Source organism: Paenibacillus nasutitermitis (assembly GCF_014641075.1).
Taxonomy (GTDB): domain Bacteria; phylum Bacillota; class Bacilli; order Paenibacillales; family Paenibacillaceae; genus Paenibacillus_Z; species Paenibacillus_Z nasutitermitis.
The window spans coordinates 1-15,032 of sequence record NZ_BMHP01000006.1 but is presented as its reverse complement, the minus strand read 5'-3'; the positions used below and the strand labels follow the sequence as shown (position 1 = coordinate 15,032).

Below are 15,032 nucleotides of genomic sequence, written 5' to 3'. Positions count from 1 at the left end.
TTCCAGCATCCAAGGAAGAAACGGCTGCGCCGTCCTCTGGCGGCAAAGCTAGTTTCTTCCCTTAGACCTTATAGAAATTTATATGCGTGAAACATATAAACTCCATAAGGCAAAAAAAAACTCCAGCTCCGCTTGATTGCGGGACTGGAGTTTTCGTTTAATTAGATAGATGGCCGTCTTACACCCACCACATATCGCCAACCGGTTCTTTAATGAGGATTTGCTGAAGATTTTGCACCGCTTTAGTGAAGCCTTCATCAACGGACATCAGGCCATCTTCATGCTCGATGCTGACCACATAGTCATACCCGACAAGGCGAAGGGCGCTGATGATATCTGCCCATGTTTTCATGTCGTGGCCGTAGCCGACCGTACGGAACTGCCAAGCCCGGTCCAGCATCAATGTATAGGATTGCATATCCGTTACGCCATGGCTGTTTACATTGATCGGATCGATCGACGTATCTTTGGCGTGGAAGTGATGAATCGCACCTGCACGGCCCAGAATATGTATGGCCTGTACAGGGTCGATACCCTGCCACCACATATGGCTCGGGTCCAGGTTGGCGCCGATTGCATCGCCCGCAGCTTCACGAAGGCGCAGCAGGGTAGCCGGGGTGTGTACAGAGAAGCCGCCATGCAGCTCAAGCCCGATTTTTACATTATGCTCGTCGGCGAGCTTGGCGATTTCGGACCAGTACGGAATGACTTTCTCTTCCCATTGCCATTTCAGAATATCCTGATAATCATTCGGCCAAGGCGCGACCGGCCAGTTGGGATATTTGGCGTCCTCATGGTCGCCAGGGCAGCCGGAGAACGTGTTGACTACCGTAACACCCAGCTTTGAAGCAAGCTTGATCGTGCTGCGGATTGCGGCGTCATGCTCGCTGGCAATGGCTTTCTGCGGATGCAGCGGGTTGCCGTGGCAGCTGAGCGCGCTGATAGTCAGGCCGCGTGCGTCAATGGCATCCTTGAATGCTTTCAGCTTGTTTTCATCGGCCAGCAGCGCTTCAGGATCGCAGTGGGCATTGCCTGGATAACCGCCTGTGCCGATTTCGATCGCTTCCAATCCTTTGGACGCAATGTAATCGAGAGACTCTTCAAACGTTTTTTGTGCAAACAATACGGAAAATACGCCAAGTTTCATAAGTTTATCGATACCTCCTGATCATAGTGGACAGCTGGTGAATGACTCTAGTATAGCATGCCCCGGATTGAATCGATAAGGCTCTGCTGGCCCAATAGCAAAATGGCATACAAAGAGAGCTAAAACATGAAAGCGCTAACCGGCGAGGTGGGGTGCATGGGAGTTCCAAAATATACAGACACATTAGAATCAGTTGCTTGTGGAATCAAAGGGCTTGCTCTGTTACACTTAGAGGAAATAGGAAAGAACAGATAGGATGGCGAAAAGGAAAGATGGTAACGTTGAACAGGCAAGATGTTGAGCTGCTGGCCCCGGCGGGCGATTGGGACTGTATGCGCGCGGCGGTGGCAAATGGAGCGGATGCCGTGTTTTTCGGTGTGGAGAAATTCAACGCGCGGGCGCGGGCAAATAACTTTCAGACCGATGAGCTTCCGGAAATCATGGCTTTTCTTCACAGCTATGGGGTGAAGGGCTTCTTAACGTTTAATATATTGGTGTTTGAAAACGAACTGGAGGACGCGAAACGTCTGATCGAGGCATGTATCGATGCGGGTGTGGATGCGGTAATCGTCCAGGATCTTGGGCTGGTGAAGCTGATCCGTGAGCTTTCACCGGATTTTCCGATTCATGGTTCGACCCAAATGACCATAACCTCACCGGAGGCAGTGGAATTTACCAAACCGTTTCATATTGAACGGGTTGTGCTTGGCCGGGAGAATAATCTGAAACAGATCCGGACGATCGGCCAGCAGGCGAAGCTTCCGATGGAAGTGTTTGTGCACGGTGCCCTCTGCGTGTCCTACTCCGGGCAATGCCTGACGTCGGAAATGTGGGGCGGGCGCTCGGCAAACCGCGGTGAATGCGCGCAGGCCTGCCGTTTGCCTTACGATTTGATGGTGGACGGGGTGCATAAGCCGATGGGGGATGTGACGTACCTGCTGTCGCCGAAAGACCTGGCTGCTATCGATATTATGCCGGAGCTGATAGAAGCGGGCGTGACCTCGTTCAAAATCGAAGGCCGACTCAAAAGCCCGGAGTATGTGGCGAACGTTGTAAGCAAATACCGGAAGGCGATCGACCGTTATTTTGACGGGGACCGCTCGGCCCCTTCCAAAGAGGAAGTCCGGGAACTGCAGCAAAGCTTCTCACGCGGTTTTACACATGGGTTTCTGAGCGGAACCAACAATAAGCAGCTTGTTGAAGGGACTTTTCCCAAAAGCCGCGGCGTCTATCTGGGACGGGTGGAGCGTGTGCTCCGCGACGGCGTAGTCTGCCGTCTGGAGGCTCCGCTCAAACGCGGTGACGGCATCGTTTTTGATGCGGGCGATCCGACGAAGAAAGAAGAAGGCGGGCGCGTCTACGATATCCGCCGCCAGGGCGTGAAGATCGAGGGCGAAGCCCAGGAAGGCACGCTGCTTGACATCGTGCCGGGGCGCAGCGATGTCGACTTGCGCCGCGTTCATGTTGGCGACCGTGTCTGGAAAACAGGCGACCCGGCCCTGGACAAGCGATTACGGGCTTCGTTCGAGACCGAGAAGCCGTACCGCGTCTTCCCGATGCATATTAAAGTCAGCGGAAAGCAGGGCCAGCCCCTGCATTCCTGGTGGACGGATGTGCAGAAAGGAAATACGGTGGAGATTGTTTCCGAGCTGCCTCTTGAGCAGGCTCAGAAACGTCCGATGGATCAGGTGCTGCTGGAAGAACAGCTGGGCAGGCTTGGCGGCACGGTGTATCAGCTGGAATCGCTTGAAGCGGAGCTGGAAGGCGATCTGATCGTGCCCATCCGCGAGCTGAACCGCATGCGCCGCGAAGCGGTGGAGCGGCTCACGGGCGAGCGTCCCAAACCGCCCGTATATGTGAAGCGGGCGGTAGATGTTTATGCGGATGCAGGCGGAGAGGCCGCCGGTCCGTCCAAGCCGGAGGCCGGCAGCGCAGAAGCGGCGCTGCAGGCTCTGTCCCGGGCGCCAGGCCGCACGGCGGAAGCGCGCCCTGAAGCGGCAAGACTGACGGCGCTTTGCCGCAGCCTGCCTCAGGTGGAGGCGGCGGTACGTTCGAAAGTCGGCATGGTTTATGCCGATTTTGAATTCATCAAGCAGTTTCCCGCCGCCATGGAGCTGGCCCGGAGCGCGGGGATGCCCATCGCGCTTGCCACTCCGCGGATCCATATGCCGGGGGAGAACGGTTACCATGCGAATATTCTAAAGCTCCAGCCGGATGCCGTGCTTGTCCGCAACACCGGCGCGCTTTATTATTATTTGAAGGCGCGCATGGAGCGGCCAGAAGGCCCGTTTCCGAAGCTGATCGGAGATTTCTCCCTGAATATCGCCAATCACAAGGCGGCATCGCTGTTCACGGAGTCGGGCTGCGATCTTGTTACGCCGTCTTACGATTTGAATGTCCAGCAAATGTTTGATCTGCTGCGCAGCACGGATACCTCCAAACTTGAAGTTGTGATTCATCAGCATTTGCCAATGTTTCATACGGAGCATTGCGTCTATTGCACCTTCCTTAGCGAAGGCACCGATTTCACCAATTGCGGACGTCCTTGCGAGGAGAAGCGTGTCTCCCTTCAGGATCGGATCGGCATGTCGCACCCGGTTCGGGTTGATGAAGGCTGCCGAAATACCGTTTATAATGCCATTGAGCAGTCGGGCGCGGAGTATCTCGGGCAGTTCATGGATCTTGGCGTAGGCTCGTTCCGTGTGGAATTTCTGGAGGAAACGGCGGAGAAGGTGCACGAGGTCATTGATTTGTACAGCGATGCCATTGCCGGACGGATCAGCGGCACACGTGTATGGCGAAGCTTGAAAGCAACCAATCAGCTGGGAGTAACGCGGGGACAATTGGTTAAATAAATCAGGTAGGAGGAGGACTGCAATTCAAGTCCTCCTTTTTTAAAATAGAGGCCGGAATCGGCCATAATCCCTGCAATCGGAACACTTCGGATTCGTGCCTGCGAGGCATGGAGGGAAGGATTTCCGCAAAGCAGAGCGAATAGTAGCAATAATTACTCTATTCTGCAAGTGTTTGCAGCCTTACGGGCAAATGCTTGGCAGGTAAAGGTGAACGTGGTGATGATGCATAAAAGCCAAAACAATAAACCACTGATACACAATGAAGATTGGTTAAGTGTGACGCTGAATATGGAGCAAGCCCTGCTTGACGGAAAGACGCTTTCCATGGAGAAGCTGGCTGCCATTCCTCAGGATATCCGCATGAAATCGCCGCTTCTGCTGCGGGCAGAGTGCGAGGACGGGCTGCTGCAGGGACGTCTGGTGGAGACGCAGCAGCTGCTTGAAACGGCGTTGAAGGGTTTCGCAGCCCAGGCCGATGAAACCTCCATGCTGACGATGATGGGAATGCTGGCGCTTCTCTATGAGCAGGTGGGCGATCTACAGGAGTCGCGGCCGCTTGTCGCTCTTCTCCGTCAGGAGTGGATGCGCACACCCGAAGGATGCAGCGGGTTTGTACCGTGGGCGATCGCACGTTCCGAAGCGAATGAAAGCGGCAATTTGGAGGCTAATCATTCGGTGGCGGAGTCTCTTTTTCTGGCATCGGCAGAGCGCTTCCGGCTGGAGGGCAAGCCCGAGTGGACCGGGTTTGTCCTGTTGGACCGGCTGTTATTTAATGCGCAGACGGTGGCCGAGCCGGAGTGGAGCCTATGGATGCATTGGTTAAACCGGAATATGACAGAACATCCATACAGTGAGGCCCTCTATCAGATTCTCAAAAATAAAAGCGCTACGCCGGACCAATGCAGCCGGCTTCCTGCGAGATATGCTTGTCTTTGCAAAGCTGTCCTGCTGGATGATGCGGACATTGACCCGGATCAGCGGTTTGCCGATGATATTGAAATCCAGATCTTTGCCGCTGCAGCCAAAGCCCGGCAGCTGATCGCAGAGAAAGATGCGGCATCTGCCGCGATCGCACTGGAGACTATGGACCGGTTGCATCAGCTGGTGGCGACTCCATCATCGCTCCGATTAGCTGCGGAGCTGGGCATGTCCCTGCTGGATCTGAATTCCTTGTCCACCAGTTCGAGGGACGGCTATCAAGGTACCGACGACCGACAGCCAAAGGGCTTGCCTAAGCCCGCAGAAAGTGTGGAGAAGCCGGAGCATTCCCCGGAATATTCGCAAGAGGAAGTAAAGGAACTCCCTGATTCGCCAATGCGGTGGCGGGTCAAGCTGATCGACGGCATCAGTTTCACATCGCTTTATAACGGCGCTGTTGCCGAACCGATATGGAAGCGGCGCAAGGCGGGCGAGCTGCTGGTCTATTTACTGCTGCAGCCTGGATACAAGGCGAATCGGGAACAGGTGATTGACCGTGTGTTCGGCGAAGGCGATCCCGCCAAACGTTCAAATCAGCTCTATGTGACCCTTCATGACTTGAGGCAGTCGCTGAAGGATATGGGAATATCAAACGATCCTGTTTACGCCAGGCGTGGAGTCATTGCAGCGGATGAGCAAATGGTGGATCAGGTGGATGCCGAAACCTTTATGACCTTGTCACGGGTTGGGGACCAGCTGTGGGTGGATGACCGGGAAGCGGCCTGCCGGTTGTATGAAGAAGCGCTGCCTTTATATGGGCAGCTCGGAACGGAGCTGCCTGGCGCGGAATGGCTGGACCGGATGCGCGATCAAATGCTGGACCGGCAGACGATTATGCTCAAACGGCTGGCTATTTATCATATGGATATGGAGGATGATATGAGAGTGGAGCAGTGCCTCTCCGAGTGGGTCGCGCTCCGTCCTGAGCAGGAAGAAGCCTATGAAACCATCATTCGTCATTATCTTGACAAAGGACGCAGATCAGAAGCAGTGGGCTGGTACAAGCGTCTGGAAAGAATGTGCAAAGAAAGCCTTGATATTGAACCGAACGAGGAGATTACACAATTGTTATGGAAATAAAACATATTACCGACTCTCCGCTTTCGGCATGCTCCGCAAGAACGCTTATCAAGCGTCTACTGCTGGTATATCTCTTATCGCTGCTAACGGGAATGATCGTTCTGCACGCGGAGAATATATTTATTTTCAACCGTTCCTTTCATGACCTGATGCCGTTGAAAGCGCCATTAACGCTGCTGGCGATCTTAGCGGGCACCTTGGTTTTGGCCGGTATCTCCAACTGGCGGCTTGGCCCGGTTTTTCTGGCGCTCGGCGGAGATCATTCGGAACAGGCGACCCGCAGCGCGCTTGAGCGGCTGTTCCGCTTGCCTTACGAGCTTCTGATCGGGTTGAAGATTTCCGGGCTGATCGTCCTGGTTATGTATCATGGCATTCTTTTGATCCGCACTGGGATTATCCACGGTATGCAGCAGTTTGACTGGCTTTCTCTATTTGGCGCGTTGGCAGGCGAAATGAGCCTGGTTATAACGGTCGCCATTCTTATCTTCACTTCGGTGAGGTGGCTCTTGCGGCCCATTATCCTTCAGCTGCAGCCATGGCCAGGGAGTTTTATCGGCCGCGCTTCAATAGCGCATCCGCTTCTATTTACTTTTGCCAGTACCTTTCTGGTTGCGCTGCTTCATTTGTTTCGGCTAGCCGTCATTGCCGGAGCTTCGCATGACCCGGACTACACGATTAAATTCGGTCAAATCGCTTTGTTTTATTTTGTAATGGGACTTGCCCTTTTTTATTATGTTACGCTGCAGTTCAGACGGGAGCTGAGGGGACTTGTCCGCAGCATCAGAGGACTTGTGGGAGGGCGCAGGCAGCTTAGCGGCAAGATGCCGGTCATCTCGCATGACGAAGCCGGAGAGCTGGCTGTGGCTTTCAATGAGCTGCAAAGCCGGATCGATCGTGAATACGAGTCGCTGGAGCGGGAGCTGAAGCTTGCTTATAATGTACAGCAGAAGCTGCTGCCCCCGGGGGATTTGACAATCGGATCCTACCGGATCGTAGCGCGATGCCAGCCCTACCGGGAAGTGGGTGGTGATTTCTTCGATGTTGTGTCGCTCAGTCCGGGCCGCTTTGCCGTGATGATTGGGGATGTTTCCGGTAAAGGCATGCCTGCCGCGTTGCTGATGTCAGCCTTGCTGCTCTTGTTTCGTGCGGAGATCAGGCGTAACGGCAGTCCGGGTCAGGTGCTTCAGCGCATGAACCGCCAAATTTGCGAGGCGATGGGAAATGAAGGGTCGGTATCCATTGGCGTCGGAGTGATCGATTTAACGGCTGATACGGTTCAGTATGCCAGCGCCGGACATCTGTCGCCCTATATCGTCATGGCTGACGGGGGCTTCCGTGGGGTGGACTGCAGCTCTCTTCCAATCGGGTTCGATGCGGAAGCGGTTTATGAGGAAGTCTCGCTGCAGCTGCACCCCGGCGACCGGTTCGTCCTGTATACGGATGGCTTGATTGAAGCGGTTGATGAGGAAGGAAAAATGTACAGTTTTGAAGGACTGGAATCGGAGTTGTCCACCTGGCAGGCGCGTGAAGATATCGTACAGCGGGTGGACAGCTGGCTGGTCCGGATGGACCAGCGGAGCGGAGCCGGCAGCGATGACCGGACCGTCGTGATCCTCGAGCTTGCCGGGCCTTACCGGAGTGCGCTCTCGCAGCTCGATGCGGTGGCATCGGAACGCGGAGACGCTGCGCAGTTTATCCAGAACCAATTTATGTCCAGAGAATGGTCGATCCCAAGCAGGCTGGGCGAGGAGAGAGCCGTGGCACTGGAGTTGGGCGAATGGATTGAGGAAAGCTGGCCCGAATCCAATATTCGCGAGGATGTGCAAAGCGCCATGGCCGAGGCGATGATCAACGCCATTGAGCACGGCAACAAGCTCCATCCCTCCACTTATGTGACGGTACTTGCCCAAATTGGAAGCCGTCTGGCGGTGTTCAAGATCTATGATGAGGGCGGAGGCTACTTCCCCCGTGCTTCCAAAGCAGAAGAGGAAATGACCAAGAAACGCGAATCTGACGATCCCCGGGGATGGGGACTGGTTATTATCGATTCACTGGCTGATTATTGGGCTACAGGCCGCGACGACCGCGGTTTTTATACCGAGCTGTATTTCTTGCGGAAAATCAAACCGAGTTAGAACCCTTTCAAAAGGTGATTGATTATACACAAAATCGGCTTTCCGGAAGGACCGGTATTCAGATTTTGTCTGATTATGTCCTGTAAACAAAGTTAATGGAGAGGAGGCGGTAAAGCAATGGAGCAATCCTTTACAATGGAGACCCGGGAATTTCCAAACGGCATCGTATTAAAGCTTGGCGGAGAATTGACCAAAGCCGCAGAGAACGGTTTGTTGTCGGGACTTGAGAATGAGGTGGAACTGGGCAAAAGCATCCGGTTCATGGCGCTTGATTTAACGAAGGTTACCTATATCAACAGCGGCGGGATGGCTGTTCTCATCCGGCTCGCGCGAATGGGACGCAAAGCTGGCGTGCACACGTTTGCCTGGGGAGTAACAGCCCACTATGAGAAGCTGTTTCGAATGGTGGGATTAACGGAATATCTCATGCTTTATCCCAATGAATTTGCCGTCATCCAACGGATTGAAGCATTGGAATTGTAGAAGTTGGAGGAATGGTAGATGCAAGCGGAGATTTACAGCACGTGGAGACATCTGTTTAAACTGGATCCAGACCGGAGCCTGACGGACGAAGCACTTGATGCGGTTTGTCTTTCGGGAACAGACGGCATCATCGTTGGCGGATCCAGCGGGGTGACCTATGACAATACGGTTGAGCTGCTCTCGCGGATCAGACGCTATGAAGTGCCTTGCGCGCTGGAGGTGTCGGATGAGGAGGCGGCTGTGCCGGGATTCGATCATTATTTTATCCCTATGGTGCTCAATACGTCCCGCGTGGAGTGGGTAATTGGACGGCAGGTGCAGGCACTCCGTAAATTTGGCGCCTTTATTCCCTGGCAGGAGACGAGCGCGCAGGGTTATCTGATGCTCAATGGCGAATCGACTGCAGCGAAGGTCAGCGAAGCCGATACGGAGCTCAGTGTGGAAGAGGTTGAGGCTTACCTTTATATGGCGGACCGGTTAATGCATCTGCCCGTCGTCTATATGGAATACAGCGGCATGTTCGGAGATTTGCCTCTGGTCGCACGGATGCGCCGGCGGCTGCAGGGCGCAAGATTATTTTATGGCGGCGGCATCGACACCCCCGGGAAAGCGCGGCAGGCCGCGGAAGCTGCCCATACGGTGATCGTCGGCAACGCGGTTTATGAGAGCCTGGAGCAGGCTTTGCAGACAGTGGGAGCGGTACGCTGCGCAGAACTTTTGTAATAGTACAAACAAGAACGGTTTCCATAGACGAATCGGTTTCATATAGAGCGGTTCGCCTACGAAAGCCGTTTTTTATTTTTTGCTGTTATTGGCGCAGCGCATGCGAACGGACTTGAGGATCTTGGAAAGAGTCGTTTCAGGCAAAGGATAACAATTGACACGGCCCGCCCGGTTGTCTATCCTGAAGAGAGGCGAACAAATGCGAACAAGACCTATTATTTCATACTGAATTTCTAATGAATCGGGTTTCCCGACAAGCTGAAAGGAGCTTGTTTATCTCTATGCTGAATAATATTGGAATTGACGCCGCGGTAAAGAAGTTGAATCCTCCGCAGCAAGAAGCCGTGCTGGCAACGGACGGTCCTCTTCTTATTATGGCTGGTGCAGGCAGCGGCAAGACCCGTGTGCTTACGCACCGGATTGCTTATTTGATCGAGAAGAAGCGTGTTGCGCCGTGGAGTATTCTGGCCATCACCTTTACGAATAAAGCGGCGAGGGAGATGCAGGAGCGGGTCTCGGCGCTTGTCGGCCCGAGCGGGCAGGATATCTGGGTTTCCACCTTTCACTCCATGTGCGTGCGTATTTTGCGCAAGGACATCAGCCGGATCGGTTTCTCCTCCAGCTTCTCCATTCTGGACTCGGCCGACCAGCTCTCGGTTATCCGCAACTGCATGAAGGATCTGAATATCGATATTAAGAAATTCGAGCCCAAAAGCGTGCAGGCGGCGATCGGCGGCGCGAAGAATGAACTTATTACACCCGAGCGCTTCGAAAACAAGGTCGGCGATTATTTCGACGGAATTGTCGCGAAGGTATACAAGTCCTACCAGAAGCGGCTGAAAAGCAACAACTCGCTGGATTTTGACGATTTAATCATGATGACCATCAAGCTGTTCACGGATGAACCCGATGTCCTGAACTTCTATCAAAACAAGTTCCGTTTTGTTCATGTGGATGAATACCAGGATACGAACAGAGCCCAGTACATGCTTTGTAAAATGCTCGCCGACAAGCATCATAATATTTGCGTAGTCGGCGACAGCGATCAATCGATATACCGCTGGCGGGGGGCGGATATCACCAATATATTAAATTTTGAAGGGGATTATCCGGAGGCGAGAACAATCATGCTGGAGCAGAACTACCGCTCTTCAGCGAATATTCTGAATGCGGCAAATGCCGTTATCAAGCAGAACAGCAGCCGTAAGCCCAAGAAGCTTTGGACAGATCGGGGCGAAGGGGAATCGATTACGGTCTATCAGGCAGATTCGGAGCATGAAGAGGGGTATTACATCACCTCGGAAATCCGCAAGAATGTGTCGCAAGGCCGCAAGTTTGCCGACCATGCGATATTGTACCGCGCCAACGCCCAGTCGCGGGTCATTGAGGAAACACTGATCAAATCCGATATTCCTTATCAGATCGTCGGAGGCATTCGCTTCTACGACCGCAAAGAAATCAAGGATCTGCTCGCCTATCTGCGGCTTATTTCCAATCCGGACGACGATATAAGTTTCGCACGGATTGTCAATGTGCCCAAGCGCGGCATCGGCGATACGACCGTTGCCAGGCTTTCCGAGCAGGCTGCGGAACGGGGCATCTCCATCTTTGCCCTTCTGGAGCAGCTTGACTGGCTGGATATTACCGGCAGGGCGCGCGGCGCCTTGAAGGAATTCCGTGACGTCATCGATAATGTGACGCGGATGGTGGAGTATTTATCCGTGACGGAATTAACGGAGAAAGTGCTGGAATTAAGCGGATACCGCGACGAACTGCAGCGCGAGAATACGCTGGAATCGAAAGCGCGTCTGGAGAATATCGACGAGTTCCTGTCTGTGACCCAGGATTTTGAGAAACGAAATGAAGATAAGTCGCTGGTTTCCTTCCTGACGGACCTGGCGCTCATCGCGGATATAGACTCCATGAACAAGGAAGAGCCTGACGGCGGAGTCAAGGATGCCATTGTGCTGATGACCATGCACAGTGCCAAGGGCCTGGAGTTTCCGATCGTATTCATTATCGGCATGGAGGAGGGAGTATTCCCCCACAGCCGCACCTTGATGGACAATGATGAGTTGGAGGAAGAGCGCCGGCTGGCTTACGTCGGCATTACCCGGGCGGAGGAGCGGCTTTATCTCACCTGCGCGCGGATGCGGACTCTGTTCGGGCGCACGAGTGCAAATCCGCCATCTCGTTTCCTTGAGGAAGTGCCCGGCGAAGTGAAGGCGGTCGCTTCCTCCTCGTACGGCGGGCGTCAGGCCGGTTCCGGCATCGGGGCAGGCAGCCGCTATGGCGGGGCTTCAGGTGGTGGTGCCGGGTTTGGTTTCCGCGGCGGAGCTGCGGGACGGCCCGCGCCAGGCGCTCCGGCGGCAACTGCGGGCGGCGTGAGGGTCAGCACGCCGCTGGATGCAGCCCGCACGGCCGGCGGCGCAGCTGCGGCCGGCGGCGAAGGTGCGCGCGATTTTGCAGCAGGCGACAAGGTTTCGCATGCCAAATGGGGCGTGGGCACGGTGGTTGCCGTGCGCGGCAGCGGCAATGACAGGGAGCTGCAGATCGCTTTTCCTGCCCCGGTCGGTCTGAAGAAGCTGCTCGCGAGCTTTGCACCGATTACCAAAGTCTAGGACTGCAAGTTGGCCATGGCTGGCAGCAGATAACAAACATGCAATTACGTGGCCAGAGAAGGAATTTCTCTTGCTGTGGAACTGCAGCAGCGGTCGCTTGACAGAGCGGCCGTTTCTTTCCTGTCAAGGTCCTGGAAATATTTATTCGATGGAAGGCGTTAGTTTGATCGGGACCGTTAAATCGCCCAAGGTCCAAGGTATGTTATCAGGCTTGTTGGCTCAAGCTTGCATATAGAGAATAGTGATTGCAACCATTATTTTAAAGCGAAATGATTCCAGGAAGCCACACTTTAGGAAAGGAAGGTTTGTCCGATGCCCCCAATCCAGCCGGAAAACAGCATTGAGCCGCAGCAGCTTGCGCGCATGAGGGAACTGATTGACCAAATCGAGCACTTCAATTACAACTATTACACCCTTGATAACCCGACAATCAGCGATAAAGAATATGATGTTCTTTATGACGAGCTTGTATCAATGGAGCAACAAACCCTTCATGTACTGCCCGATTCCCCTACGCTTCGGGTGGGCGGGGAAATTCTCAAAGGCTTTTTGCCCCACCGCCACCTATCAAGGCTGTGGAGCCTTGACAAGGCTCAGGATCAGGATGCACTTGTCACGTGGAATAATCGTGTTTGCAAAGCAATTGCCGACTTTAACGCGAAAAATCCCGATGTGACGCCGCTTCCCGATCCCACCTACGTCATTGAACAGAAATTTGACGGTCTTACGCTTAATCTTACTTATGACAGGGGCAAGCTTGTTCAGGCGGCCACACGGGGGAATGGCGTCACGGGGGAAGGGATTCTCGCCCAGGTGAAAACAATCAAATCCATCCCTTTGACGATTCCGTTTAAAGACGGCGTCATTGAGGTTCAGGGTGAGGGAATCATGAACCTGTCCGTTTTGCATACCTATAATCAGACCGCGGCCGAGCCGCTTAAAAATGCACGGAACGCAGCGGCTGGCGCGCTGCGCAACCAGAATCCGCGCTTGACGGCGGAGCGCAAACTAAACGCTTATTTCTATAACGTGGGGTATGCGGAAGGCGTCGCCTTTGACAATCACCGGGAAATGGTGGACTTCCTTAAAGAAAACCGCTTCAAGGTTAATCCTTATACGGAGTATTACGACAATATCGAAGACGTGCAGGAAGAGTTGGTGAAGATCGCTCTCAAGCGTGCCGAACTTGATTATTTGATTGATGGCGCTGTCGTGAAGCTGACAGATATGCGGACGCGGCAGGCGCTGGGCTATACGGACAAATTCCCGCGCTGGGCCGTGGCATACAAATTTGAATCCGAGGAAACGACAACAAAGCTGGAGTCGGTTTCATGGGAGGTTGGGCGTACGGGCAAAATCACCCCCGTTGCACGGGTAGAGGCGGTAGAGCTAGCTGGAGTGACCGTGCAGAACTGTACGCTGAACAATGTTGGCGATATCGAACGCAAGAACCTTAAATTCGCTTTGGGCACCGATGTTTTTATCCGTCGTTCCAACGATGTAATTCCGGAAATCCTCGGCAAGGTGGATGAAGAGCGGGGAGAGGAAATTGTGTTTCCGGCAGACTGTCCATCATGCGGGACACCGCTTGAGCTGCGTGGAGCGCATTTGTTCTGTTTGAACAAGCTGAACTGCAGGCCGCAAACGATTGGGCGCATCACGCATTTCTCCTCCCGCGACGCTATGGATATCGAGTCCTTCAGCGTAATGACGGCGGAGCAGTTGTTTGAGGAATGCGGTGTCCGCGATCCGTCCGATTTGTATGAACTGGCTTATGATGACTTAATCGGTCTGGACCGGTTTGGCGAGAAAAAAGCTAATAATTTGATCGCCGCTTTGGAGAAGTCCAAGGAGCGGGATTTAGCTGCCTTTCTGTTTGCGCTGGGAATCCCCAATACTGGCAAAGCTACGACGAAAATGCTGGCTGACAGCTTGGGCAATCTGGATGCCATCCGCAGCGCATCAATTGAGGAATTGATTTCACTGCCCGATATCGGGGGGATTGTAGCGGATAGCATCTACAACTACTTCCGAGACCCTGTGGCCATTATGAGCATCGATCGTATGCTGAAGCTTGGTGTAAAGGCTGAAGCTGAGCAGACCGCACCTGTTCGCACCGATAGTGTCTTCAATGGCAAAACCGTGGTTCTGACGGGAACACTGACGTCCATGACCAGAGACGAGGCAGCGAGAAAGCTTGAGGCCTGCGGAGCCAAGGTCAGCGGCAGCGTCTCCAAGAAGACAGACTACGTTATCGCTGGCGAAAGTGCAGGCAGCAAGCTGACTAAGGCGCGTGAGCTCGGGGTCACAGTCATCGAGGATGAAGAGGAGTTTGCCAAGCTTTTAGGCGGATAACTTCAACAATATCATTCTACCTAGAGAACCGCGGCGGCTGCTGCGGTTCTTTTTATTAGTAGGAAGCTTTGGTCCTGGGGTGCAAATAATTCATTAATACCGGGTTTGGACTTTATTGATTTCTATGATCGCATGATATTGGATTGGGGGACCGGTGTATTGTGCTTGAGCCTGAAATCAACCAAATCTCGGGCATTTTAGAAGGCCTTGGGGCGGAATGAAAAGAAATTATCAGTTCTTTTGAAAAATAGCTTGTATTTAATATACGGACGTGTTACATTATTTCTTGTCGCTTTTGAAGCAACCGTCAACACAAACACAAGCAGTTGGTACAAAGAAAAAACAAAGTGTTGACATGTTCGACAGAAGCTGATAATATAAACACCTGTCACCGCAAAAAGTGACAAACAAGTTCCTTGAAAACTGAACATATGGATCACGTCGATCCGACAATATTTTGTTTTAAAGAATGAGCTGTTTTTAGCTTATCTGTAAGCTTTGAGATCTTTGGATCTCTTTTATGGAGAGTTTGATCCTGGCTCAGGACGAACGCTGGCGGCGTGCCTAATACATGCAAGTCGAGCGGATTTCATTAGAAGCTTGCTTCTAATGGAATTAGCGGCGGACGGGTGAGTAACACGTAGGCAACCTGCCT

General features: G+C 53.4%; 8 protein-coding genes and 1 rRNA gene. 8 read left to right on the top strand and 1 reads right to left on the bottom strand.

All coding sequences use genetic code 11. From position 1 onward, the window contains the following. Nucleotides 1–178: 178 nt before the first annotated feature. Nucleotides 179–1,147, bottom strand: coding sequence for a sugar phosphate isomerase/epimerase family protein (locus tag IEY46_RS28710; RefSeq protein ID WP_188997637.1), 969 nt, complete (start codon nucleotides 1,145–1,147; stop codon nucleotides 179–181). Nucleotides 1,148–1,419: 272 nt separating this feature from the next. Here IEY46_RS28710 and IEY46_RS28705 point away from each other — a divergent pair, with 272 nt between their 5' ends. The 8 genes from IEY46_RS28705 to IEY46_RS28670 all read left to right on the top strand — a co-directional run. Continuing rightward, the gene (locus IEY46_RS28705; RefSeq protein ID WP_188997636.1) at nucleotides 1,420–4,002 is read left to right on the top strand and encodes a U32 family peptidase; all 2,583 of its coding nucleotides are present in this window, start codon (nucleotides 1,420–1,422) and stop codon (nucleotides 4,000–4,002) included. A gap of 219 nt (nucleotides 4,003–4,221) precedes the next feature. Further along, nucleotides 4,222–6,060 (top strand): AfsR/SARP family transcriptional regulator, encoded by a 1,839-nt coding sequence (locus tag IEY46_RS28700; RefSeq protein ID WP_188997634.1) that lies wholly within the window; start codon nucleotides 4,222–4,224, stop codon nucleotides 6,058–6,060. After that, complete coding sequence (locus IEY46_RS28695) at nucleotides 6,051–8,195, top strand: ATP-binding SpoIIE family protein phosphatase (protein ID WP_188997632.1); 2,145 nt, start codon at nucleotides 6,051–6,053, stop codon at nucleotides 8,193–8,195. The genes IEY46_RS28700 and IEY46_RS28695 overlap by 10 nt, the downstream gene beginning before the upstream one ends. Before the next feature lie 117 nt (nucleotides 8,196–8,312). Next, nucleotides 8,313–8,678 (top strand): STAS domain-containing protein, encoded by a 366-nt coding sequence (locus IEY46_RS28690; protein ID WP_188997630.1) that lies wholly within the window; start codon nucleotides 8,313–8,315, stop codon nucleotides 8,676–8,678. Between the two features lie 18 nt (nucleotides 8,679–8,696). Next, entirely contained in the window at nucleotides 8,697–9,401 is a 705-nt protein-coding gene (gene pcrB, locus IEY46_RS28685; RefSeq protein ID WP_188997628.1) for a heptaprenylglyceryl phosphate synthase, read from the top strand. Nucleotides 9,402–9,682: 281 nt separating this feature from the next. After that, on the top strand, nucleotides 9,683–12,022 hold the full coding sequence (gene pcrA, locus IEY46_RS28680) for a DNA helicase PcrA (protein WP_188997626.1): 2,340 nt from the start codon (nucleotides 9,683–9,685) through the stop codon (nucleotides 12,020–12,022). Nucleotides 12,023–12,334: 312 nt separating this feature from the next. Beyond that, nucleotides 12,335–14,377 carry an NAD-dependent DNA ligase LigA gene (gene ligA, locus IEY46_RS28675; RefSeq protein WP_188997624.1) on the top strand — a complete coding sequence of 681 codons (2,043 nt, stop codon included), beginning with the start codon at nucleotides 12,335–12,337 and terminating at the stop codon, nucleotides 14,375–14,377. Between the two features lie 517 nt (nucleotides 14,378–14,894). Next, nucleotides 14,895–15,032, top strand: a 16S ribosomal RNA gene (locus tag IEY46_RS28670); the annotation flags it as partial.